Genomic DNA, 22,590 nt, shown 5'->3' on the forward strand with positions numbered 1-22,590 from the left:
CAGGCCGCTATTCTCGCTCCGGCGTTCAGCGCGCGCCAGGCGGCGGCAGGTCCCGCAGGCATTGCACGATGCGCCGCGCGGCCTCGTCGATGCGCGGGCCGGGCCGCACCAGGGTGTCGAACTCGGCGTTGGGGATGCGGCAGTGGCGCTGCTCGCGCAGCGCGACGAGGCGGCTCCAGCCCTGGCGCTCGGCCGGCGGCACCGGCATGTCGGCCATGGTGATGATCACGTCGGGATTGGCGCGCACCACGTACTCGGGGCTGAGCTTGGGGTACATGGGCAGGTCGCGCCCGGCGATGTTGACCAGGCCCAGGCTGCGCAGCGTCTGGCCGATGAACGAGGCCTCGCCCGCGGCCGCCATGCCGCTGTGCAGCTCGAAATACACCTTCCTGCCGCGCCACTGCGGCGGCATCTCCTGCCGCAGCGCGTCGAGCCGCTGCTGCGTCTGCTGCCACAGCCGCGCGCCGGCGCCGGGCCGGCCCAGCAGCGCGGCCAGCATTTCCAGCTCGCGCGCCATGTCCTCGTGGGTCTGGGCGTTCAGCGTCAGCACCCGGATGCCCAGGCTCTCCAGCCGCTCGTCCACCTTGTGGTTGGGGCGCGCCAGCACCAGGTCGGGCCTGAGGGCCACGATGCGCTCGATGTCGGGGTCGCGCAGGCTGCCGACCTTGGGCAGCGCGGCGGCCTGCGGTGGCCAGGTGGAGAAGCGGTCCACGCCCACCAGCGCATCGCAGCCGCCCAGCGCGCAGATGGCCTCGGTGAAGGACGGCTGCAGCGAGACGATGCGCCGCGCGGGCCGGGCGAATTCCACGTTGCGCTGGCGGGCGTCGGTGAGCTGGAGCGTGCCTTGCGGCGCGGCCTGCGCGGGCGCTGTGGCCAGCGAGAGGGCCGAGGTCAGCGCCAGGGCCTTGAGGTAGTCGCTCATGTCGTTGTTGGGTTCAGCGGTCCTGCATCTGCGTCGTCTTCAGGCGGCTGGGGGCCAGTGCGCCGGCGGACTCGAGGATGGGATAGGCCACCGAGCACAGCAGCGAGTTGATGCGCTTGAGGTCGCTGATCAGGTCGATGTGCAGCGAGCTGGTCTCGATGCTGGTCACCGTGTTGTCCGACAGGCGGTTCAGGTGGGTGGCCGAGTAGGCCAGCTCGAGGTCGCGGAAGCGCACCTTCTCTTCCAGCAGCTTCTGCGCCTCGCGCACATTGCCATTGAGGAACACGCTCATGGCCAGGCGCAGGTTGTTCAGCAGGTGCTGGTGCAGCTCGTGGATCTCCTGCATGCCGGCGGCCGAGAAGTGGCGGCCCTTGGTGATCTTCTTGTCCTCGATGTCGATCAGCACGCGCTCGATGATGTCGCCGATCTGCTCCATGTTGATGGTGAAGCTGATGATTTCCGTCCAGCGCTGGCCCTCGCGCTCGTCCAGCTCGCTGCGCGAGATCTTGGTCATGTAGTACTTGATGGCCGAGTACAGCTCGTCCACCGTGTCGTCCAGGCCGCGCAGCTCCTGCGAGAGCTTGAGGTCGTCGCTGTCCAGCACCTGGCGGATGCCGATCAGCATGGACTCGACGATGTCGGCCTGGTGCAGGGCCTCGCGCGCGGCGCAGGAGATGGCCAGCGACGGCGTGGACAGCGCCGAGGCGTCGAGGTGGCGCGGGCGCAGCCGGCTGGCGGCGTTGGCCTCGGGCTTGGGCGACAGCGCCGTGACCCAGCGCGCCACGGTCTCGATCAGCCCGATGAAGCACAGGCTGTTGAAGATGTTGAAGGCCAGGTGGAACAGCACCACGCCCTGGCCGCGGTGGCCGATCAGCGGCTGCACATGGGCCATCCACAGGCCCAGGCACGGCGCCGCGATCGCCACGCCCATGAGCTTGAACAGCATGTTGCCGATGGTGACCTGGCGCACCTCCGTGCTGGACTTGAGCGTGCTCAGCACCGCCACCAGGCCGCTGCCCAGGTTGGCGCCCAGCGTCAGGCCCAGGGCCACTTCCATGGGGATGGCGCCCGAGCTGGCCATGGCGGCGATCAGCAGCACCACGGCCAGGCTGGAGTAGGCCAGCACGGCCAGCGTGGCACCCAGCAGCAGCTCCATGAAGATGTCGCTGGTGACCGAGGCCAGCAGCGTGCGCACGGCGGGCGACTCGAGCAGCGGCTCGGTGGCGGCCACCACCAGCTGCAGCGCCAGCAGCATCAGGCCCAGGCCGATGAGCACGCGGCCGACGCGGCCGGGCGTCGCATCCTGGCGGCTGATGAACAGCACCACGCCGACGAAGATGAACAGCGGCGACAGCCACGACAGGTCGGCCGAGAACAGCACGGCCATCAGCGCGGTGCCCACGTCGGCGCCGCGCATCACGGCCAGCGCCGACGGCAGCGTGATCAGCCCCTGGCCGACGAAGGCCGAGGTCATCAGCGCGGTGGCGGTGCTCGACTGCACCAGCGCGGTCACGCCCAGGCCCGAGAGGGCCGCCGAGAGGCGGCTCTTCATGCTGTGGGCCAGCCAGTCGCGCAGCTTGGCGCCGAAGACGCGCAGGACGCCGTTGCGCACCATGTGCGCGCCCCAGACCAGCAGGGCGATGGCGGCGAGGAGGTTCAGTAAATGCTTCATGTGCTGCGAGGAAATATACCCCCGGCGGCAGCTCCCGGTGGCGGGAATGGGGCCTGTGCGCTCATTTGGGTTCGAATTTGGTAAATGTAATTTTCGTTTTGGTTCTTTTTGCTTTGAATTGGGGTTTTGTGCAATAGCGAGGGAAAACCCCGTGCCCGCCGGCCTGGGAAGGGATAGCTATAAAAAGATAGCTGCCCGCGCTTGCCAGCAAAGCGATTCAGTATCGAAGATATCTGAAAAGCTTGTACAGCAAGCGCGAGCAGCTATGTTTTTGGTGAGGGCTTAGCCCGTGGCCTTGGCCCGCCGCATGCGCAGCAGCTCGTCCAGGATCAGCAGGAAGGCACCGGTGCTGATGGCCACGTCGGCGATGTTGAAGGCCGGGAAGTGGGCCGTGCCCCAGTAGAAGTCGAGGAAGTCCACCACGTAGCCGTGGCGCATGCGGTCGACCACGTTGCCGATCGCGCCGCCCATGATGCACGACAGCGCCAAGCAGAACAGCGTGTTGGCGCTGTGGCGCCACAGCTGCCAGGTGATGACCAGGGCCACCACCACGCCGATGCCGGTGAACAGCCAGCGCTGCCAGCCGCCGGCCGCGGCCAGGAACGAGAAGGCCGCGCCGGGGTTGTGCGCCCGCACGATGTTGAAGAAGCCCGTGATGGGCGTGTAGTCGCCCAGCTGGTAGTGCTGCAGGATCCAGTCCTTGCTGAACTGGTCGGCCCAGAACAGGGCCACGGCCCACAGCATCCACAGCACGAAGCGCTTGGCGGAGCCGCGCTCAGGCATGGTGGCGCACCTCGCCGCTGCCGTGCAGGTTGCTGTCGCAGCGGCCGCACAGCGTGGGGTGGGCCGGGTTGCTGCCCACGTCCGCGCGGTAGTGCCAGCAGCGCTCGCACTTGGCGTGCTCCGAGGGCGTGACCGCCACGGCCAGGGCCTCGCCCGCCACGGCCTGCGCGGCCGAGGTGATGAGCACGAACTTCAGGTCGTCGGCCAGCGTCTGCAGCAGCATCAGGTCCTCGGGCTGGGCGGCCACGGTGACCTCGGCCTGCAGCGAGGCGCCGACCTTGCCGTCGGCGCGCAAGGCCTCGATGTCCTTGTTGACCACGTCGCGGATCTCGCGGATGCGCGCCCACTTGGCCAGCAGGGCCTCGTCGCCGGCGGGCAGGTCGGTGAACTTCTCGAGGAAGATGGTGTCGCTGGCGCCGAACACCTTCCAGGCCTCTTCGGCGGTGAACGACAGGAAGGGCGCCATCCAGCGCAGCATGGCGTGGGTGATCTGGTGCAGCGCGGTCTGGGCCGAGCGGCGCGCCAGGCTGCCGGCGGCGCTGGTGTAGAGGCGGTCCTTCAGCACGTCGAGGTAGAAGCCGCCCAGGTCTTCCGAGCAGAACAGCTGCAGCTTGGCCACGACGGGGTGGAACTCGTAGACCTTGTAGTGCGCCAGCAGCTCGGCCTGGAACTCGGCCGCGCGCGCCAGCGCCCAGCGGTCGATCTCCAGCATCTGCGCGTAGGGCACGGCGTCCTTGGCTGCGTCGAAGTCGCTGACGTTGGCCAGCAAAAAGCGCAGCGTGTTGCGGATGCGGCGATACGCATCGACCACGCGGGCCAGGATCTTGTCGTCGATGCCCAGGTCGCCCGAGTAGTCGGTCGAGGCCACCCACAGGCGGATGATCTCGGCGCCCATCTTGCCGCTCACATCCTGCGGCGCCACGGTGTTGCCCAGCGACTTGGACATCTTCTTGCCCTGGCCGTCGACGGTGAAGCCGTGCGTCAGCAGGCCGCGGTAAGGCGCGCGGCCGAAGATCGCGGCAGCCAGCAGCAGCGAGCTGTGGAACCAGCCGCGGTGCTGGTCGTGGCCTTCCAGGTACAGGTCGGCCTCGGGGCCGCTGTCGTGGTGCATCTCGGGGTGGGTGCCGCGCAGCACATGCCAGAAGGTGGAGCCGGAGTCGAACCACACCTCGAGGATGTCGGTGCTCTTGGTGTAGTGCTTCGCGTCCTCGGCGCCGAGGATGTCCTCGGCCGTGGCGCGGCTCCAGGCCTCGATGCCGCCCTGCTCGACCATGGCCGCGGCCTGGTCCAGGATCTCCATGGTGCGCGGGTGCAGCTCGCCCGAATCCTGGTGCAGGAAGAAGGGCAGCGGCACGCCCCAGCTGCGCTGGCGCGAGATGCACCAGTCGGGCCGGCCGGCGATCATGTCGCGCAGGCGGGTCTTGCCATTCTCGGGGTAGAAGTGGGTCTGCTCGATGGCGTCCAGCGCCAGCTGGCGCAGCGTCTTCTCAGGCTTCTGGGCCGGGTCGGTGAACACTCCTTCACCCTCGTCCATGCGGATGAACCACTGCGCGGCGGCGCGGTAGATCACCGGTGTCTTGTGGCGCCAGCAGTGCGGGTAGCTGTGGGTGAGGCCCGTGGTGTCCAGCAGGCGGCCGGCGACCTTGAGCGCGTCGATGATGACGGGCACGGCCTTCCAGATGTGCTGGCCGCCGAACAGCGGCAGCTCGGGCGCGTAGACGCCGTTGCCCTGCACGGGGTTCAGGATGTCCTCGTAGGGCATGCCGTTGGTGACGCAGGAGTTGAAGTCGTCCAGACCGTAGGCGGGTGCCGAGTGCACGATACCGGTGCCGTCGTCGGCCGTTGCGTAGTCGGCCAGGTACACGGGCGAGATGCGGTCATAGCCCTTGTCGGCCTGCGCCAGCGGGTGCTTGAACGGCATGTGGTCGAGCTTCTCGCCCTTGGCGGTGGCAACCACCTTGCCGTCGAGCTTCCAGCGCGCCAGGCACTTCTCGACCAGGGCCGAGGCCACGATCAGCAGGCCGCGCTCGGTGTCTACCAGGCTGTATTCCAGCTCGGGGTTGACGTTGAGCGCCTGGTTGGCGGGGATGGTCCACGCGGTGGTGGTCCAGATCACGATGAAGGCGGGCTTGTCCAGCTGCGGCAGGCCGAAGGCGGCGGCCAGCTTCGCCGGCTCGGCGGCCGGGAACATCACGTCCAGCGTCTGGCTCTGCTTGTCGGCGTACTCGATCTCGAACTCGGCCAGCGACGAGGCGCAGTCGAAGCACCAGTACACGGGCTTGAGGCCACGGTAGACGAAGCCGCGCTCCATGACCTGCTTGAGTGCGCGCAGCTCACCCGCCTCGTTGGCGTAGTTCATGGTCTTGTAGGGGTGGTCCCAGTCGCCGAGCACGCCCAGGCGCTTGAAGTCCACCATCTGCTGCGCGATCTGCTCGGTGGCGAAGGCGCGGCTCTTGGCCTGCATCTCGTCGCGCGGCAGGTTGCGGCCGTGCAGCTTCTCGATGGCGTTCTCGATCGGCAGGCCGTGGCAGTCCCAGCCGGGCGCGTACAGCGCATCGAAGCCTTCGAGCTGGCGGCTCTTGACGATCATGTCCTTGAGGATCTTGTTGACGGCGTGGCCGATGTGGATCTTGCCATTGGCATAGGGCGGGCCGTCGTGCAGGATGAACTTGGGTGCGCCGCTGCGGGCGTCGCGCAGTTTCTTGTAGATGCCCTTGTCCTCCCACTCCTGCACCCAGCCCGGCTCGCGCTTGGGCAGGTCGCCGCGCATCGGGAAGGGCGTGTCGGGCATGTTCAGCGTCGCGCGGTAGACGGACGCGGCTTCGTTCTTGTTGGACTTGGAATCGGACATGGAGGGAAAACCTTGGGAACCTGAAAATAGGGCGCGGCCCGGCAGCCGGGGCCGAACGGCAAGGAGGCAGCCTCAGCAGGCGAAGGGCCGAGGCGGGATGACGGCCAGCGTCAAATTCGGTCGCGCGTGGTCTGGCGGCGGGTGTCTGCGTGGCTGGGCGCACCAGCGAAATACGCGCGGGCATCCGCGCAGTCCTTGGCGATGCCGGCCGTGAGGGCATCGAGACCGTCGTATTTCAGCTCGTCATGGAGTTTGTGCAGCAGTTCCACGCGGGCGATTCTACCGTAGGCCCCTTCGGCGCCCAGGCCGTCGGGCCATTGCAGGCAGTGGGTTTCGAGCAGCACGCGGCCGCCGTTCACGTCGTCCGGATCGAGCGACGGGCGCACGCCCAGGTTGGCCACGCCGGGCAGCGGCTCGGGCGACAGGCCATGCACCCGCACCACGAAGATGCCGCTGGCCGCCGGCTTCCAGTGCTGGAAGCGCAGGTTCAGCGTGCGAAAGCCATTGCTCTGGGCCGCATCGGTGGCGGCCAGCGTGCGGCCCAGCTTGCGGCCGTGCACCACGTGGCCGGAGATGGTGTAGGGGTAGCCCAGCAGGCGCTCGGCGGCGGCCATGTCGCCGGCGGCCAGCGCGTTGCGGATGGCGGTGCTGGACACGCGCAGGCCGTCCGATTCGTAGCTGTTCATGCGCGCCACCTCGAAACCCTGCTGACGGCCGGCCTCGACCAGCATCGCGTAGTCGCCCGCGCGCTTGGCGCCGAAGCGGAAGTCGTCGCCCACCAGCACGTAGCGCGCGCCCAGGCCCTGCAGCAGCACCTGGTCGATGAACGCTTGCGGCGCCAGGCTGGCCAGCTGGTCGTTGAAGGGCAGCACGATGGTTTGGTGAACGCCGGCCTGGTCGAGCTGGTCGAGCTTGTCGCGCAGCGTGCTGATGCGCGCCGGCGCCAGGTCGGGCTTGTGCAGCTTCTGCGCGAAATAGTCGCGCGGATGGGGCTCGAAGGTCATCACGCAGCTCGGAACGCCCAGCCGCTGGGCCTCGTGCCGCAGCGAGGCGAGCATGGCCTGGTGGCCGCGGTGCACACCGTCGAAATTGCCAATGGTGAGCGCGCAGGCAGCCGCCACGCCAGGGTGTTCGAAGCCGCGGAATATCTTCATGGGGATGCTGTGTTTTTAATAGCTATCTGCGCAGGTAGAGGGCGCACATAAGACAGATTTCACCGTGAAAGTGTATATTGTCAGGAGGGCCTGGCTGTATTTCCTTGAACAGGAGGACATGGTGAAGGTGTTGAAGCTGTCTTCGGGCGGTGTGCCGCAGTCCTGGATATCCCTCCAGGAGGCGGTCACGCATTACGCTGCCGGCGATGTGCGCTGGGAGGCGGGGTCGGAGATCGCCTGCTTCCGCGGCGGGCACAACGCCGTCACCGGGCTGCAGTCGAGGATTGCCATCAGCAGCATCATCGGCACCCGCGGCAAGCCCTGCATCGACCCCTTCGCCATGCGCATGGCGCTGACCAACGAGAAGCTGTTCCGCCGCGACCGCCACATCTGCGCCTATTGCGGCCAGTGGTTCGACGAGTCGCTGCTGACCCGCGAGCACGTGGTCCCGGTGTCGCAGAAGGGACCGGACCGCTGGACCAATGTGGTGGCGGCCTGCAAGTCGTGCAACCACCGCAAGGCCGGCCGCACGCCTGAGCAGGCCGGCATGCCGCTGCTCTACACGCCGTATGCGCCCAGCCTGTGGGAAGACTTCATCCTGCGCAACCGCCGCATTCTGGCCGACCAGATGGAGTTCCTGATGGCCCACGTGCCCAAGCACTCGCGGCTGGCGCTGGCCGATCCGGAACCGGTGCCAGCGCTGCCGCACTGAATCAGGCCGCGGTGGCCTTGGTGGCGGTGATCACGAAGCCATCGACCGGCTGGCCTGCTTCCAGGCGCAGGTCCGCATCGCGGGTCTGCACCAGCTCGAACCCGGCCTGCTTGCACTGCTGCATCACCGCGCTGAGCTTGTGGGTATAGCGGCCTGCGGGCTGCAGCTGCGCGTCCGGGCCGGTCACGTCGCCGTGCTCGCACGAGAAGATGAGCTGCCCGCCTGGCGCCAGGATGCGGTGGGCGTTGGCAATGGCTTCCTGCAGGTCGCCGACGTAGATGAACACGTCGAGCGCCGCCACCACCTCGAAGGTGTTGTCGGGCGTGGCGCGCAGCGCTTCCAGCAGGTTGACCTGGTGGAACTTGTAATAGACGTTGTGGCGGGCGGCCTGTTCGATCATCTTGGACGACATGTCCACGCCCACGATGTAGCCGTCCAGCGCGCCCAGGCAGATGCCCAGCAGGCCGGTGCCGCAGCCCAGGTCCAGCACGTTGAAGCGGCGGTCGGGGTAACGCTCGAGCAACTGGTCGGCCACCTGCCGGGGCAGGCGGTACTGCAGGTTACGCACCATGTGGCGGTCGTAGATGCTGGCCATCTCGTCGAACATGTGCGTCGTCAGCTCGACCGGCACGTGCGCCGGCGTTTCGCCGCGCGCCAACTGATCGTAGTAGCGGGCGATGGGGCTGTCCGGCGTCAGCGCCAGCAGCGCGGTGGCGTCGGGCAGCGCCTCTGCCAGCGTGCCACGGGCCTGCAGCGCCTGGATGCGGCCCACGCGCAGCGAGGCGTTGTCCGGCTCTTCGTCGATCAGCGATTGCCACTGGGCCAGCGATTCGTCCCACTTGTGGATGGCGGCGAAATCCTGGGCCAGGTGGCGGCGCAGCAGGCGGTCGCCCGGCACCAGGGCCAGGCCGCGCTCCAGGTGGCGAATGGCCATTTCGGTGTTGCCGGTGCGGTGGGCGATGTCTATCACGCCGGCCAGCACCTGCAGGTTGCGGGGCTCGAGCGCGGCCACTTGCTCGGCGCTGGCAATGGCTTCCTGGTCGCGGTTATGGCGGGCCTGCAGCAGGGCCAACTCCAGCAGGCCAGGGGCCCAGTCGGGCGCCATGGTGTGGCAGCGCTGCATGGCATCGAAAGCGGCGTTGATGTTGCCAGACTTCTCGGCCATCAGGGCGGCCAGCATGAACAGGCGTGCATCGCGCGGCGACTTGGCACGGGCTTCGTTCAGGGTATGGGCGGCGCCGGTGAGGTTGCCCACCGAAATTTGGTGGCGAGCCTTTTCCAGATGTTTGCGGATCGGATCGACAGGTGCTTTAGCGCTCATGTAAACAATCGATGGCCCAAGGCCGGCTGAGAGGAAAACCCAACATTATCCGGTATTCGAGTCCTCCGGGTCCGCGCTGCGATAATGCCGCCTCCATGAAAAACATCGTGATCCTGATCTCGGGCGGCGGCTCGAACATGGCCGCCATCGTGCGGGCAGCCCTGCAAGACGACTGGGCCACCCGGCTGGATGCCCGCGTGGCGGCGGTGGTCAGCAACAAGGCCGAGGCCGGGGGGCTGGTGTTCGCCCGCGAGCAGGGTATCGCCACCGAGGTGCTCGACCACCGCGGCTTCGGCAGCCGCGAAGCCTTCGATGCAGAACTGGCCCGGGTGATCGACCGCCACGAGCCGGCCCTGGTCGTGCTCGCGGGCTTCATGCGCATCCTCACGCCAGGCTTCGTCGCCCGCTACGAAGGGCGCATGGTCAATATCCATCCTTCGCTGCTGCCGGCCTTCACGGGGCTGCACACGCACCAGCGCGCCATCGATGCCGGCTGCAAGTTCGCGGGCTGCACCGTGCACCGCGTCACGGCCGAGCTGGACGTCGGCCCCATCGTCGACCAAGCCGTCGTGCCGGTGCTGCCCGATGACACGGCCGAGACCCTGGCTGCGCGCGTGCTCGTGGAGGAGCACCGCATCTATCCGCGCGCCGTGGCGCGGCTGATGCAGGGCTGAGGCCTTAGCGCCAGGCGACCGAGGCGGCAATCGTATCTACGGCGGCCTGCACGGCCGGGTCCCCGTCCGGCAGCAGGGCGACGAGCCGGATGTAGCGCTGGCCGGGCCACAGCGACAGGTACTGGACGAAATGCCGGCCCTGCTGCGTACTGCCGCGCAGCACCACGCCCCGGGTGCCCGCGAAATCGGCGGACTCCTGGCGCGGGTTCGAGGCTTGTTCAAGCCCATGTGTCTGCACCAGCAGGCTCCGGGCGAGCGCTGCCGGCTCGGTGGCCGAGGCCGGTGCCGACAGGCTCGACGCCACGACGATCAGCGGCTGGCGGCCTTCGGGATCGACATCCTTGGCGCCAGCCGTCAGCGTGACGCCGGCGCCGGTCATGGTGTTCAGCACCCGGAACGGTGCCGTTGCCTCGATTTTGAAGGGCAGGGCGTCCAGCGCCTGCTGGGGCGAGGCCGCCGGGCCCAGGCGCACCGAGGCCAGCGACCGCAGCACCTCGGCTTCGGCGGGGCCGCCGTCGGCGGGCGCCTGCACCGTGGCCAGCACGACTTTGTCGCCGCGGAACAAGGCCATCCATTTGCGGAAGTTCTGGCCGTGCGCGGCCTGGCTGCCGACCAGCACGGGCACCGTGCCGGCCGCCGTGGCGATGGTGGTGCGCCGCTCCACGGCGATGCCCTTGGTAGCGAAGGCGCTGCGCCCTGCCTGCGCGTCGGCGAACATCGGCGCGAGCTGGGCGTAGGCCTGGGGCGGCATTTCGGCGAGCAGGATGCTGGAGGGGCTGTCCGCGGCGCTGAAGCCCGCGAAGCCCGTGGCCGGTGCAAAGCCCGCGGGCGGCGCCATCGTCACTGAGGTGCCCGGAACAGCCATGGGGGCGGGCACGGGCTGGGCCGCGCCGGCGGCCAGCGAAAAGGCGAGCAGCAGGCCCGCCAGCCAGGGAGTCGGGTGTCTCATGTCACAGTCCTTCGCTCTGGAAGCCGCGCTGCTCGTCCTCGGGGCAGCGCGCGAAGCGCGGCTGCTCAAGGCCATCGATGACCACGCTTTCGTTGAACATGGCCGCCGGGCGCACCCACAGGCCGCGCTCGCCATAGAGGGCGCGGTACAGCGTCATGGGCTCCCGCGTCTCGCTGTGGCGCACGGTGGCCAGCACTTCGTAGCGGCCGCCCTTGTAGTGGCGGTAGAGGCCGGTGGGCGTGGGCGTCAGCGGGGGCAGGTCGTCGTCGGTCATGGGCGCCATGGTACCCGGCCAGACCCGCGGCCCTCTCGGAAATGCCAGGCAATGGGACAATCGCGGTCATGCATCCCAAACAGCTTCTCGACGCCTGCGCCGAATTGGTCAAGCGCACCCTGACTTTCGAACACCCGGCCGATGCCGTGGTGTCCCGCTTCTTCCGTGAAAACCGCAACCTCGGCTCGCGCGAGCGCGCCACGCTGGCCGAGACGGCCTACACCGTGCTGCGCAAGAAACTGCTGCTGGAGCAGCTCGCGCGCTCGGGCTCCGGCCCGCGTGAACGGCGCCTGGCCATCCTGGGCTGGGCGCACAGCCAGAACGGCGGCGACCGCAGCTTCATCAAGAGTGCGCTGAACGAGACCGAGCGCCATTGGCTGGACGACTGCGACGCTGTGCCGCTGGCCGAGCTGATGCCCCACCACCGCCACAACCTGCCCGACTGGCTGGTCGCGCCGCTCAAGGCGCAGATGACCGATGCCGCCGAGTTCGACCAACTGGCCGCCAGCATGCTGGAGACCGCGCCGCTGGACCTGCGCGTCAACCAGCTCAAGGGCAAGCGCGCCGACCTGGAAAAGACGCTGCGCGAGGCCAAGATCGCCGCCGAGCCCACGCCGTACTCGCCCTGGGGCCTGCGCGTGGAGGGCAAGCCGCAGCTGTCGCGCCTCGACGCCTTCACCAGCGGCGCGATCGAAGTGCAGGACGAGGGCTCGCAGTTGCTGGCGCTGCTGCTCGATGCCAAGCGCGGCGAGATGGTGACGGATTTTTGCGCCGGCGCCGGCGGCAAGACGCTGGCCATCGGCGCGGCCATGCGCAGCACCGGGCGCCTGTATGCGTTCGACGTGTCGGGCCATCGGCTGGAGGCGCTCAAGCCCCGGCTGGCGCGCAGCGGCCTGTCGAACGTGCATCCAGCCGCCATCGCGCACGAGCGCGACGAGCGCATCAAGCGCCTGGCCGGGAAGATGGACCGCGTGCTGGTCGATGCCCCGTGCTCGGGCCTGGGCACGCTGCGCCGCAATCCTGACCTGAAGTGGCGCCAGAGCCCGCAGGCCATCGAGGAGCTGACGGCCAAGCAGACCGCGATCCTGGCCAGCGCGGCGCGCATGGTCAAGCCGGGCGGGCGCTTGGTCTATGCGACCTGCAGCGTGCTGCCGGCCGAGAACGAGGCAATTGCCGAGGCCTTTGGCGCGGCCCACCGCGACTTCATCCCGGCCGACGCTGGCGAACTGCTGACGGCCCTGAAGGTGGAGCAGGCCGCCAGCCTGTGCAGCGGCGGCGACACCGGCACGCAGTACCTGCGCCTGTGGCCGCACCAGCACCAGACCGACGGCTTCTTCGCCGCAGTATGGACGCGCCAGGCTTGAATATAAAAATGATAGCTGCTAGCGCTTGATAGATAAGCGCTAGAGGCTGTTTTTATATAAATCCATTGTATATAGGCCCATTGCCGGCAGGCACGGGCAGCGTCAGCGTGAAGCGGGTGCCACCCTGCACCGATGCGGCGGCGTGCACGTCGCCGCCATGCAGCCGGGCGATGCGCCGCGCCACCCACAGGCCCAGGCCGAAGCCGCGGGTCTGGTCGGTGCGTTCGCCGCGTTCGTAGCGCTCGAAGATGCGCTCGGCCGCCTCGGGCGGCAGGCCGGGGCCGGCGTCGCTCACCGAGAGCTGCAGGCAGCCCTGCGGATCCAGCCGCGCCGCCACGGCGATCTCGCCCTCTCGGGCGTACTTGACGGCGTTGTCCACCAGGTTGGACAGCGCGATGCGCACCAGCGTGGGGTCGCAGTCCCATTCGTCCAGCCGGGGATCGATGTCGAGCGCCAACTGGTGCCGGCGCGACCAATGCACCAGTTGGGCCGCATCGGCCACCAGTTCGTGCACCGGCGTCCAGTCCCGTTGCAGCTTGAAGGCCGTGGTGTCCAGGCGGTCGCTGACCAGGCAGTTGTCCACCAGGGCCGTCAGGCGCCGGCAGGCGCGGCGGATCTGCGCGGCCCGCTCCTGCTGCGCTGCCAGGTCGGCACTGGGAAAGCTCTGCTGCTCGGTGGCGGCGCTGTCCACCACGGCGAGCGGGGTGCGGAACTCATGGTTCACCATGTTGAAGAACTGGCGCTGCTCCAGCCGCATCTCCCTTTCGCTGTGCAGCGCGGCCTGCAGGGCATTCTGGGCGTGCAGCAGCTCGTCGGTGCGCTGGCGCACGCGCTCTTCCAGGCTGTGCTCGGATTTTTCCAGCGAGCGCACCAGCTGCGCCTGGCGCTGCCGGGAGTCCTGGAAGCGCTGCACCAGGCTCGCGCCCACCGCCACGGCCACCATGATGTTGAGCAGCAGGGCTTCGAGCTGCCAGAACAGCCCGGCCTCGGCCGGCAGGGTCACCAGGCCCGCATAGGCCGCGGCCACATGGAATCCCAGCAGCGCGTGCAGGCTGTAGGGCGTGGCCGTCAGGAAGCCGACGAGCGACGGGCCTTTGCGCCGCAGCTCGGTCCAGGTCACGGCGACGCCCAGCAGGCTGACCAGCCAGGGCATGCTGGGCCCCAGCGCTGCCCATTGGGTGAAGCGGCCCAGCGGGATGCTGGCCAGGGCCAGCAGCGGCAGCGCGGTCAGCGCGAGCAACAACCGGTCGATGCGCCGCCAGGCGGTGCCTCGCGTCAGCAGTTCGCGCGTCTGCCAGGCGAAGGTCGCCGGCAGGATGAAGGTGCCGATGGACGCGGCCACATCGTTCCAGCGCGCCCAGGGCGCCGGCAGCCAGACCTGCGGGTAGCCGCGCGTGATCGCGGTCTGCAGCAGGAACACCATCGACATCAGCGCCAGCGCAGTCATGCTGCGCATGCGCAGGGCCAGCGCGGCGCCGGCGATCAGCAGGGCCAGCACCAGGCCGATGCCCAGGTGCACGCCGGATGACCATTCGCTGCTCGACAGGCGCGCCATCAGCTCCGAACTGCGCCACACCGTGCCGTAGACCTGCATGGAGCTCTGGCTCTGGATGCGCAGCACCAGCGGCTTGCCGGCCTGCAGCGGAAACACCAGCTGGCGCACATGCACGCGCTGCTCCATGGCGACGGTGTCGCCGCTGCTCTGCGCCTGCCAGCCGCTGTCGCCGGGCTGGTAGAGCGTGACCTGGTCGAGGTAGCTGGGCAGCACTTCCAGCCACAGCGGGTCGGCGGGCGCCGCGGCGCTGCGTGGCTCCAGCGGCGGCGGCGGCGCCAGCCTGAGCCAGTACACGGTGTGGGTATAGCCCTGGTTGAAGCTGGCGCGCTGCTCTGCAAACGCCGAGTCCGGCAGCGCGGCCACGTCGTCGATCGTGAGCCGGCCCTCCGGGTCTGCCAGGACGTGCAGCGGCAGGTCCGGCCCCAGCCGCATGCCGGTGAACGGCTGGGAAAACAGGGTGGGACTCAGGATGAAGGCGGCAATCAGGCCCAGCAGCGCGACCATCCACGCCAGAAAGCCGGTGATTGCAATTAATTGTGACTTATTGGTTTTTGTAATAACTTGTGTGTTTTCGTGCATGGTTCCATCTCGCGTACTTGGCAAGAATGTGACAAATGCCAGCTTCCATGATGCAACAAGCCTTAACTTACGCCGAGCTCACCATTGCTGTTGTCGAAGATGATGAAGACATCCGACTGAATGTTTGCAGTTTCTTACAAAAATCGGGGTTCCAGACCTGGGGTGCGGAGTCCGCGGAGGACTTCTATGTGGGCTTGCTGCGGCAAAAGGCCGACCTGGTGGTGGTGGACCTGGGCCTGCCCGGCGAGGACGGGCTGAGCCTGATCCAGCGCCTGGCAGCGCAGAGCGTGCCGGTGGTCGTGCTGACGGCGCGCGGCGACCTGGAAAGCCGGATCGCCGGGCTGAATGCCGGCGCCCTGCAGTATTTCGTCAAGCCGGCGGACCTGCACGAGCTGGTGGCTGGCATCCGCTCGCAGCTGCGCCATGTGCTGGCGCAGGGCTCCAAGCAGGCTTCGCGGGGGCCGGAAATACTGTCCTGGCGCCTCGACCTGCATGCCGTGCGCCTGGTGGCGCCCAACCAGAACGCGGTGCCGCTGACCAGCCGCGAGCTGGAACTGGTCAACCGCCTGGTGTCTGCCAAGGGCGGGCTGGTCAGCAAGCAGGACTTGCTGGAAACCATGGGCTACGGCCATGTGGAAGACGGCTTTCACCGCATCGAGTCGCAGCTGACCCGGCTGCGGCGCAAGACCCTGCAGGCCACTGGCATGGCGCTGCCCATCCGGGCGGTCTTTGGCAAAGGCCTGGTCTTCATCGTCTGAGCGCGGCGCCGGCCCGTCCCCCAGGTGGGGGCGGGCCTTTGCGTGCCGCCATGGCCTCGTAACTTGTCCGTGCGCGACGCGGAGCCGCCGGCGTGGGCCGTATTGCCCGAGGGAGTGGCTTCGGGTGACGGGCATGCCGCTCCCAGCCGTCGCCGGGTAAATCATCGGTTATCAATTTTTAAAATTTATTCGTCTAATTTTTAAATAAATGTGAGTAATTGTGCGTTGTCGCCTATGACGCGTTCTCTTGCTGCCGGGAAGAATCAAAAACAAGAGCAGCCACAGCTGGACTGTGGTTGTGCCATTTTTTGTGCTTGTTTTTGCAATCGGAGCGTCCCTGCACGCCCCCATCAGAGGAGAAACCAATTGACACATTCGACATCGACCCGGAGGGATACCCGGCGGCCTTGGGGGACCACGCTGGCGGTAGCAGGGGGCGGCTTGCTGCTGGCCGTGGCGGCGCATGCGGATTTCGTCAACGGCGGCTTTGAGGCCACGCCGGATTTCAGCGGCTGGACGCAGAAGGGCTACACGATACCGGGCGCCATCCCCAGCTTCCCGCCCACGACGGAGAGCGATCTGGGCCTGACGCCGAATGCGGCCAACATCCGCTCGGCCGTCCTGAGCGCGGGCAGCGAGTCGCTGACGGGTGGTGCCCTGGCCTGGAGCGATAAGGTGGCGCGGGTGCATACGGCAGTCAACGCCAACGGCAAGAACAACCGGGCCAGTGCCATCGAACAGAGCATCGTGGTGGCCAATGGCGATATCGACGCCGACGGCAAGGTGCATATTCGCTTCACGGCCGCGCCGGTGCTGGAGGACCCGGGCCACCAGTCCGACGAGCAGCCTTATTTCTTCATCGAGATCACCAAGGCGGACGGCACCAGCCTGTTCCATACCTTCAACTTCGCCAACCAGGCTGGCGTGCCGTGGGTGGCGGTGGGGGGCATCAAGTACACGGATTGGCAGGCTTTCGACATTCCGCTGGATCCGGGCCTGGTGGCCTTGGGCGATACGGTCACGGTCAAGGTGATCGCGGCGGGCTGCGGGCCGAGCGGGCATGCGGGCGCCGTCTACCTGAACAATGTGCGCAGCGGCAATGGCAACGTGCAGGGCGCGAGCCTGTGGGTGACCGCCGAAGGGCCGGCCGCGGTGAATCGCCATACCAACCCGGATGGCACCACTGACGTCACCTACACCTATACCTACAAGAACAACGGCAATGCCGCGGTGAGCAATGTGACGGTCAACCCCGCCATGCCGCAGACCACCGATTCCACACCCAAGGACACCAGCTTTGTCGGCATCACCCAGCCCAGCTTCGGCGGCGGCGCGTGCACGGCACCGGCCGGCGGTGTGGGCAGCACCAGCCCGGCTGCTTGCAGCATCGGCACGCTGCAGCCGGGCGAGTCGGGCACCTTCACCATGACGGTGCGTGTGCCGGCGGATACGGCGGCCGACCTGCTCAACAACGGCACCTATCCCATCGCCGGCACGGGCGTGCCCTCGCTGCTGGGGCCGCTGGTCAAGACCAATCTGCTGGCCGACATGGTGCCCGATGTGTCCCAGCTGCCGCCTGGCGGCGGCGTGGTGGGAACGCCGTACCCGGCCGGCGCCGCCTTCTCGTGCACCAACCAGGGCTCGACGGCGGCCCAGAATGCCAGTTGCGCCGCCACGGGGCTGCCAGCGGGCGTGACGGTGGGGCAGTGCACGATCTCGCCGCCCACCCCGGCCCTCAACTGGAGCCAGGGCAGCGCGGTACCTGCCGCCGCGACCGTGACCTGTCCAGTCACCGGCACCCCGACCACCACGCCGGCCAATCCACCCAAGGTGACGACGGGCGGGGACAACGACGGCGATCCTGGCAACAACCAGCAGGAACTGGCGCCCGTGCCCGATGTGCTGGTCGATCTGGCCAACCTGCCGACTACGGCGACGGTGGGGCAGCCCTACAGCGGCAGCTTCAGCTGCACCAACATCGGCACCGCCGCTGCGGTGGCGGGCACCAGCTGCGCGGTGGCCAACTTGCCCGCCGGCCTGGCCCAGGGCGCATGCACCATCAGCCCCGGCAATGCCGCCTGGGTGCCCGGCAATGCGATTGCGCTGAACGAGACCGTGACCTGCGCGGTGACCGGCACGCCGGCCAACCACAAGGGGCCGGTGATCGTCAATGGCAGCGCCGGCGCCACCGGTGATTCCAATATGGGCAACAACACGGCGCAAAAGCAGATCGACGTCACTGGCGCACCAAACGTGGTCATCGACCTGGGCGGCCTGCCGCCCACTGGCACCGTGAACCAGCCCTACAGCGGCAGCTTCACCTGCCAGAACATCGGCAGCGCCGATGCGGCGAGCGCTGCCTGCACGGCCATGGGCCTGCCGCCCGGCGTGGCCCTGGGCGCCTGCACCATCAGCCCGGCCAGCGCGGGCTGGACTTCGCCCGGCGCGATTCCCGAAGGCCAGACGGTGACCTGCCAGGTCAGCGGCACGCCGGGCCAGACGGGCACCTCGACGGCGACCGGCACCGGCGGTTCCAGCACTGCGACCAAGGACGTGACGATTGGCGTTGCTGCCGCCCCAACCCCTGTGCCTACGTTGACGCAGTGGGGCCAGTTGCTGATGGCGGGCCTGCTGGCCGCCCTCGGGCTGCTGGCCATGCGCCGCACCGGCCGCAACGCCGGCTGATCGACCGCAGCACGCAGGGGGCCGCACCGCTGTGCGGCCCCTGCGTCTTCACGACAAGGCACGCAATGAAGAAATTGGGAATGTGCGCGCTGGCGGCCTGGGCGCTGTCCTGCGCCGCCGCGCAGCCGATGCCGGCGCGCAAGCCGGGGCTGTGGGAGGTGGCTATCGCGGGCGGGCAGGGCGCGGCGTCGCGCCCGGTCACGGTGCAGCAATGCACGGACCGGGCCAGCGATGCGCAGGTCCTGCTGTCCATCGTGCCCGGCCAGGAGCACTGCGATGCACCCACGGTGCACCGCCAGGGCCGGCGCTACCGGATCGAGAACCAGTGCGCGGTGCATGGCCGGCGCCTGAACCTGCAGATGGAGTTGTCAGGTGACCTGGGGGCGCGCTACGAGGGCAGCTATGAGGTGCTTCCGGAGCGCACGGCAGGCGGACCACCGGCCGAGGCTCGGCGCTTCGAGGCCCGGTGGCTGGGCGAATGCCGCGCCGGCATGCAGCCGGGCGACATGGTGCTGCCCAACGGCATCACGGTCCAGGTGCTGAAGCAGCCGCATGGCTCGGTCCATGCCGACGGGCATCATCACGATTGAGCAAAAATATTGATGAAAATGGCCTCCAGCGCTTTATGGATGAGCGCCGATTGCTATCAAATAAGTAGCTTTTGCATCAATCCAGCCAGCCCAGCCAGCGGGCCACGGCTTGCCATGCACTGCGCCAGCCGGTGCCGCGGCGTCCGGCCAACTGTAGCTGCGCGGTTTCGGCACCATCCGTCTCCAGCCAGTACCAGCCCGCATGGGCGCCGTTGCAATACGGGGCTTCGCCCTCGGCCAGGCGCAGGGCGCAGGTCCAGGGGGAACTGATCCGTACCTGGCCGGCGGTGCAGTGCAGCGCGCTGCCGGTTTCCAGGTAGCACCACAGCCCCTGGCCGGGCACGATCCGCAGCGGCGTGATCCGCTCCTGGATGGCGCTGGCGGCGCTTGGCGAGAAGGGGGTGGACAAGGAGGGGAAGCTGGTGCGGATCATGGCGGTGCTTTCAAAATGAAGGCCTCCAGCGTAAAAAATCGCGCTGCTGCGCAACAGGCACAGCGAGGTTTCCCGGGTGCGGAACAGTGCAGTCAAGCCGCTTCTGTTCTGGTTCAAAATCGCAGCATCTGTATCTGTTCTGGTCGGCGAAAAAAGCCGACGATACCGCGGCTCGGAGCCCGAAACCACACCATGTCCCAGACCGACGAAAGCCTGCTTGACGCCCCTGCGACCGGCGACGCCTTCCTGTACGAGCGCATTGCCGCGCATTTCGAGCAGGCCATCGCGCAGCAGGCGCTGGGCGTGGGCGCGCGCATGCCGTCGGTGCGCGAGATCCGGCGCCTGCACCAGGTCAGCCACACCACGGCGCTGCAGGTGCTGCGCGAGCTGGAGTCGCGCGGGCTGATCGAGGCTCGCCCCCGGGTCGGCTACTTCGTCTGCGCGCCGCAGCCGCTGCTGCCGGCCGCACGCGAGCCCGAGCGGCTGGAGCCTTTCGATGCCGCCGCGTCGCCGTTCGAGGGCATCGGCGGGCGCATTGCCGACTACCTGAACCGCGCCCGGCTGGCGGGCCGCCTGCGGGCCGACCTGGGCAGCGCCATGCCGGCGCCCGAGCTGTTCGACGCCGGCTTCCTCAACCGCCAGGCCGTGGCCCTGCTGCGCGAGCAGCCGGATGTGCTGGTCTACGGGCCGTCGGCGCCCTTCACCCATCCCGACTTCCAGGAGACCATGGCGCGCTATGCGCTGACCTTCGGCCTGCGGATCGCGCCGATGGAGATCGGCGCGACGCTGGGCAACTCCGAGGCGGTGAACCTCGCGCTCGATGCGCTGACGCAGCCCGGCGATCTGGTCGCCATCGAGTCGCCCACCTTCTACGGCATCGTGCAGTCGGTGGAGGCGCGCGGGCTGCAGGCGCTGGAGATCCCGTCCAGCCCGCACACCGGCATGTCGCTGGAGGCGCTGGAGCTGGCGCTGCGCACCCAGCCTCGGATCAAGGCCGTGGTCGTGGTGCCGCACCTGCAGATGCCGCAGGGCGCCACCATGCCCGACAGCCACAAGGCGCGCATCGTGGCGCTGTGCAGCGCCCACGGCGTGGCCCTGATCGAGGACGACATCTACCGCGAATTCGTCGAGACCGACACGGTGATGCGCCCCTGCAAGGCCTGGGACACGGACGGTACGGTGATCTACTGCGCCTCGCTCAGCAAGAGCTTCGCGCCCGGGCTGCGCCTGGGCTGGATGAACGCCGGGCGCTGGCACGAGCGCGTGCAGATGATCAAGTTCTCGCGCTCGCGCAACATGCCCACCTGGCCGCAGCTGCTGGGCGCGCGCACCGTGGGCACGCCCACCTACATGCGGCACCTGGCGCGGCTGCGCCAGCAGTTGCGCGTGCAGCGCCAGCAGGCGGCGCACGCGGTGGCGCGCTACTTTCCGATCGGCTCTCGCCTGAGCCTGCCGGCCGGCGGCCTGAGCATCTGGATCGAGTTGCCCGAGCCCATCAGCGCGGCCCGGCTATATGGCGATGCGCTGGCGCTGGGCATACGCGTGGCGCCGGGCGACATGTTCTCCAACACCGGGCACTACGACCACTTCCTGCGGCTGAGCTGCGGCATGCCGTTCACGCCCGCCATCGACGAGGCCTACCGCGAGCTGGGGCGGCTGATGCACCGCCAGCTCGGCCTGGCTCCACGCGCCTGATCGTCATTCAAATGTGAAATTGGTACATCTGAGCTATTTCACGATATGGCCGCGCGCGGAACAATTACATCTACAAAACTTGCAATTGGTTTCTGTTTTGCTGTTGCAAAAAACGGACGAAATCCTCGCCGATTGAAGTGATGCAGGTGACTGGCCGCCACGGGCCGGAAGGCGCGGCAAGCGCGGACCCAGTCGCATCGAGACCTAGCTTGGAGCCACGGGTTGACCATCATGAAAGACATGCTTGCTTCCAAGGCGGAACGCACTGTCGCCGTGCTGGTGGAAGACGACGATATGCGTGCCGGCGTGTGCCGCTACCTGCAGGATTCGCGCGTCCGCAACTGGGGTGCCGAGGCACCGCAGGCCTTCTTTCTGCAGATGCGCAGCGAACCGGCTGACTTGGCCGTGGTCGACATGGGGCTGCTGGGCGACGACGCGCTGGCCACCGTGCACGAACTCGCGGCCGAGGGCGTGGCAGTCGCCGTGCTGGGGCCGGAGGATGCCGACGCGCAAGGCCGCATGGCCGTGCTCGATGCCGGCGCCTTGCAGTATTTCGCCAAGCCGGCGAACGCCGGTGAACTGGCGGCCGGCGCGCGCACCCTGCTGCGCTACCTGCACGGGCAGGAGCCGGTGGCGTGGAGCCTGAATGTCGACGGCCCCTGGCTGATGGCGCCCAACCAGCGCCTGGTGATGCTGACCAGCCGCGAGCTTGAGTTGCTGCAGAGCCTGTTCGGCGCCCACGGGGCGCTGGTGAACAAGAGCGAGCTGACGCATGCGATGGGCTGCGAGAAAGCAGAAGGCGGTTTCCACCGCATCGAGTCGCTGTTGACGCGGCTGCGACATAAGACCCTGGATGCCACCGGCATGCCGCTTCCGGTGCGCTCGGTGTTCGGCAAGGGGCTGGTATTCATGCATGGATAGACAGGACCTGCGGCACCACCTCCTGAATGGGTGAGCTGCCGCAGATCAGCGCTACGCGCGTTGGCATTGACGCGTGACCCGGGCCTTTTGCGCTCCTGATCCACAAGCACTGTGGTCAGTGCTTTTCCACCCCGTTCGACAAGACTGCCGATCGATTCCTCGACCGGCCGGGGCTGTGCTTTTCCAGCGTTGGGCGACGCAGGCATGCGTGCCGCCAAGCCCGGTTTGAGAAGGAGGGCGTCCGGATGCAATGGACAGAGGGCTCCAGGGTGATTCGCGTCCATTCCTCGCTGAACACAGAAGATGCCTGACAGCTGTCCGGCGGCCTCGCGGGAGGGCGCAGGCTTTGGCAATGGCTTCTCTGGCGGGAGATGGAGGTCATGAACAGGCTGTATCCACCAGCCCCGGGGCGCACGGATTGCGCCGCGGGATGGCTTGGCCGGCCAGAAAGGACAAGAAATGTTCATCAGCAAAAAAGTCCGCATTGCCGCCATGTTCGCGGCAACCGCTGCGGCAGCCTCCCTGGCGGTGGCTGACACGCCGGGCAATAGCGGTAATAACGGGCAAGGGGGATGCGGCGTAGGCCAATCGACCAATGGCTGCGGCCCGACACCACCGCCGCCACCGCCGCCGCCGCCACCACCACCTCCGCCGCCACCGCCACCGCCACCGCCACCGCCACCGCCACCGACAAGCAT

18 protein-coding genes are annotated in these 22,590 nt (G+C 68.1%); 8 read left to right on the top strand and 10 right to left on the bottom strand.

The window, feature by feature from the left end:
* Window positions 1-25: 25 nt before the first annotated feature.
* The 5 genes from ACYVKR_RS06850 to ACYVKR_RS06870 form a co-directional block, all read right to left on the bottom strand.
* Window positions 26-922: an ABC transporter substrate-binding protein gene (locus ACYVKR_RS06850; RefSeq protein ID WP_460480050.1), complete on the bottom strand. Its 897-nt coding sequence runs from the start codon at window positions 920-922 to the stop codon at window positions 26-28.
* A 13-nt stretch (window positions 923-935) separates the two neighbouring features.
* Window positions 936-2,594: a Na/Pi cotransporter family protein gene (locus tag ACYVKR_RS06855; RefSeq protein WP_460480051.1), complete on the bottom strand. Its 1,659-nt coding sequence runs from the start codon at window positions 2,592-2,594 to the stop codon at window positions 936-938.
* 282 nt (window positions 2,595-2,876) lie between these two features.
* Window positions 2,877-3,377: a signal peptidase II gene (lspA, locus tag ACYVKR_RS06860; RefSeq protein ID WP_460480052.1), complete on the bottom strand. Its 501-nt coding sequence runs from the start codon at window positions 3,375-3,377 to the stop codon at window positions 2,877-2,879.
* Window positions 3,370-6,228 (bottom strand): isoleucine--tRNA ligase, encoded by a 2,859-nt coding sequence (gene ileS, locus ACYVKR_RS06865; protein WP_460480053.1) that lies wholly within the window; start codon window positions 6,226-6,228, stop codon window positions 3,370-3,372. The genes lspA and ileS overlap by 8 nt, the downstream gene beginning before the upstream one ends.
* A gap of 110 nt (window positions 6,229-6,338) precedes the next feature.
* Complete coding sequence (locus ACYVKR_RS06870) at window positions 6,339-7,382, bottom strand: bifunctional riboflavin kinase/FMN adenylyltransferase (protein WP_460480054.1); 1,044 nt, start codon at window positions 7,380-7,382, stop codon at window positions 6,339-6,341.
* A gap of 121 nt (window positions 7,383-7,503) precedes the next feature.
* Between ACYVKR_RS06870 and ACYVKR_RS06875 the strand changes: the two genes are divergently transcribed.
* A complete protein-coding gene (locus ACYVKR_RS06875) occupies window positions 7,504-8,094 on the top strand; it encodes an HNH endonuclease (RefSeq protein WP_460480085.1) in 591 nt (196 codons plus the stop codon).
* Window position 8,095: 1 nt separating this feature from the next.
* Here ACYVKR_RS06875 and ACYVKR_RS06880 read toward each other — a convergent pair whose 3' ends face one another.
* A complete protein-coding gene (locus ACYVKR_RS06880; RefSeq protein ID WP_460480055.1) occupies window positions 8,096-9,415 on the bottom strand; it encodes a methyltransferase domain-containing protein in 1,320 nt (439 codons plus the stop codon).
* Window positions 9,416-9,510: 95 nt separating this feature from the next.
* On the opposite strand from ACYVKR_RS06880, the gene purN reads away from it, so the two are divergent.
* Complete coding sequence (gene purN, locus ACYVKR_RS06885; RefSeq protein WP_460480056.1) at window positions 9,511-10,089, top strand: phosphoribosylglycinamide formyltransferase; 579 nt, start codon at window positions 9,511-9,513, stop codon at window positions 10,087-10,089.
* A 4-nt stretch (window positions 10,090-10,093) separates the two neighbouring features.
* Here the strand turns inward: purN and ACYVKR_RS06890 are convergent, their stop codons facing one another.
* Window positions 10,094-11,038 (bottom strand): hypothetical protein, encoded by a 945-nt coding sequence (locus tag ACYVKR_RS06890; RefSeq protein ID WP_460480057.1) that lies wholly within the window; start codon window positions 11,036-11,038, stop codon window positions 10,094-10,096.
* Window position 11,039: 1 nt separating this feature from the next.
* Complete coding sequence (locus ACYVKR_RS06895) at window positions 11,040-11,312, bottom strand: DUF1653 domain-containing protein (protein WP_460480058.1); 273 nt, start codon at window positions 11,310-11,312, stop codon at window positions 11,040-11,042.
* 68 nt (window positions 11,313-11,380) lie between these two features.
* Here ACYVKR_RS06895 and ACYVKR_RS06900 point away from each other — a divergent pair, with 68 nt between their 5' ends.
* A complete protein-coding gene (locus ACYVKR_RS06900) occupies window positions 11,381-12,676 on the top strand; it encodes an RsmB/NOP family class I SAM-dependent RNA methyltransferase (RefSeq protein WP_460480059.1) in 1,296 nt (431 codons plus the stop codon).
* 52 nt (window positions 12,677-12,728) lie between these two features.
* On the opposite strand, the gene ACYVKR_RS06905 is transcribed toward ACYVKR_RS06900, so the two are convergent.
* The gene (locus ACYVKR_RS06905; RefSeq protein ID WP_460480060.1) at window positions 12,729-14,735 is read right to left on the bottom strand and encodes a sensor histidine kinase; all 2,007 of its coding nucleotides are present in this window, start codon (window positions 14,733-14,735) and stop codon (window positions 12,729-12,731) included.
* A 125-nt stretch (window positions 14,736-14,860) separates the two neighbouring features.
* Between ACYVKR_RS06905 and ACYVKR_RS06910 the strand changes: the two genes are divergently transcribed.
* The 3 genes from ACYVKR_RS06910 (at window position 14,861) to ACYVKR_RS06920 (ending at window position 18,843) form a co-directional block, all read left to right on the top strand.
* Window positions 14,861-15,568, top strand: a complete 708-nt coding sequence (locus tag ACYVKR_RS06910) for a response regulator transcription factor (RefSeq protein WP_460480086.1) — start codon at window positions 14,861-14,863, stop codon at window positions 15,566-15,568.
* Between the two features lie 366 nt (window positions 15,569-15,934).
* The gene (locus tag ACYVKR_RS06915; protein WP_460480061.1) at window positions 15,935-18,253 is read left to right on the top strand and encodes an IPTL-CTERM sorting domain-containing protein; all 2,319 of its coding nucleotides are present in this window, start codon (window positions 15,935-15,937) and stop codon (window positions 18,251-18,253) included.
* A 65-nt stretch (window positions 18,254-18,318) separates the two neighbouring features.
* On the top strand, window positions 18,319-18,843 hold the full coding sequence (locus ACYVKR_RS06920; protein ID WP_460480062.1) for a DUF3617 domain-containing protein: 525 nt from the start codon (window positions 18,319-18,321) through the stop codon (window positions 18,841-18,843).
* 76 nt (window positions 18,844-18,919) lie between these two features.
* On the opposite strand, the gene ACYVKR_RS06925 is transcribed toward ACYVKR_RS06920, so the two are convergent.
* Complete coding sequence (locus tag ACYVKR_RS06925) at window positions 18,920-19,276, bottom strand: hypothetical protein (RefSeq protein WP_460480063.1); 357 nt, start codon at window positions 19,274-19,276, stop codon at window positions 18,920-18,922.
* Between the two features lie 192 nt (window positions 19,277-19,468).
* Between ACYVKR_RS06925 and ACYVKR_RS06930 the strand changes: the two genes are divergently transcribed.
* Window positions 19,469-20,971 carry an aminotransferase-like domain-containing protein gene (locus ACYVKR_RS06930; RefSeq protein ID WP_460480064.1) on the top strand — a complete coding sequence of 501 codons (1,503 nt, stop codon included), beginning with the start codon at window positions 19,469-19,471 and terminating at the stop codon, window positions 20,969-20,971.
* Window positions 20,972-21,211: 240 nt separating this feature from the next.
* Window positions 21,212-21,892: a response regulator transcription factor gene (locus tag ACYVKR_RS06935; RefSeq protein ID WP_460480065.1), complete on the top strand. Its 681-nt coding sequence runs from the start codon at window positions 21,212-21,214 to the stop codon at window positions 21,890-21,892.
* The last annotated feature ends 698 nt before the right edge of the window (window positions 21,893-22,590 follow it).

The sequence above is a fragment of the Comamonas humi genome (assembly GCF_054782535.1).

Coding starts and splice junctions, on each gene's coding strand:
- ACYVKR_RS06850 (WP_460480050.1), bottom strand. CDS start 922: ATGAGCGACTACCTCAAGGCCCTGGCGCTGACCTCGGCCCTCTCGCTG.
- ACYVKR_RS06855 (WP_460480051.1), bottom strand. CDS start 2,594: ATGAAGCATTTACTGAACCTCCTCGCCGCCATCGCCCTGCTGGTCTGG.
- lspA (WP_460480052.1), bottom strand. CDS start 3,377: ATGCCTGAGCGCGGCTCCGCCAAGCGCTTCGTGCTGTGGATGCTGTGG.
- ileS (WP_460480053.1), bottom strand. CDS start 6,228: ATGTCCGATTCCAAGTCCAACAAGAACGAAGCCGCGTCCGTCTACCGC.
- ACYVKR_RS06870 (WP_460480054.1), bottom strand. CDS start 7,382: ATGAAGATATTCCGCGGCTTCGAACACCCTGGCGTGGCGGCTGCCTGC.
- ACYVKR_RS06880 (WP_460480055.1), bottom strand. CDS start 9,415: ATGAGCGCTAAAGCACCTGTCGATCCGATCCGCAAACATCTGGAAAAG.
- purN (WP_460480056.1), top strand. CDS start 9,511: ATGAAAAACATCGTGATCCTGATCTCGGGCGGCGGCTCGAACATGGCC.
- ACYVKR_RS06890 (WP_460480057.1), bottom strand. CDS start 11,038: ATGAGACACCCGACTCCCTGGCTGGCGGGCCTGCTGCTCGCCTTTTCG.
- ACYVKR_RS06895 (WP_460480058.1), bottom strand. CDS start 11,312: ATGACCGACGACGACCTGCCCCCGCTGACGCCCACGCCCACCGGCCTC.
- ACYVKR_RS06900 (WP_460480059.1), top strand. CDS start 11,381: ATGCATCCCAAACAGCTTCTCGACGCCTGCGCCGAATTGGTCAAGCGC.
- ACYVKR_RS06905 (WP_460480060.1), bottom strand. CDS start 14,735: ATGGTCGCGCTGCTGGGCCTGATTGCCGCCTTCATCCTGAGTCCCACC.
- ACYVKR_RS06910 (WP_460480086.1), top strand. CDS start 14,861: ATGCAACAAGCCTTAACTTACGCCGAGCTCACCATTGCTGTTGTCGAA.
- ACYVKR_RS06920 (WP_460480062.1), top strand. CDS start 18,319: ATGAAGAAATTGGGAATGTGCGCGCTGGCGGCCTGGGCGCTGTCCTGC.
- ACYVKR_RS06925 (WP_460480063.1), bottom strand. CDS start 19,276: ATGATCCGCACCAGCTTCCCCTCCTTGTCCACCCCCTTCTCGCCAAGC.
- ACYVKR_RS06930 (WP_460480064.1), top strand. CDS start 19,469: ATGTCCCAGACCGACGAAAGCCTGCTTGACGCCCCTGCGACCGGCGAC.
- ACYVKR_RS06935 (WP_460480065.1), top strand. CDS start 21,212: ATGCTTGCTTCCAAGGCGGAACGCACTGTCGCCGTGCTGGTGGAAGAC.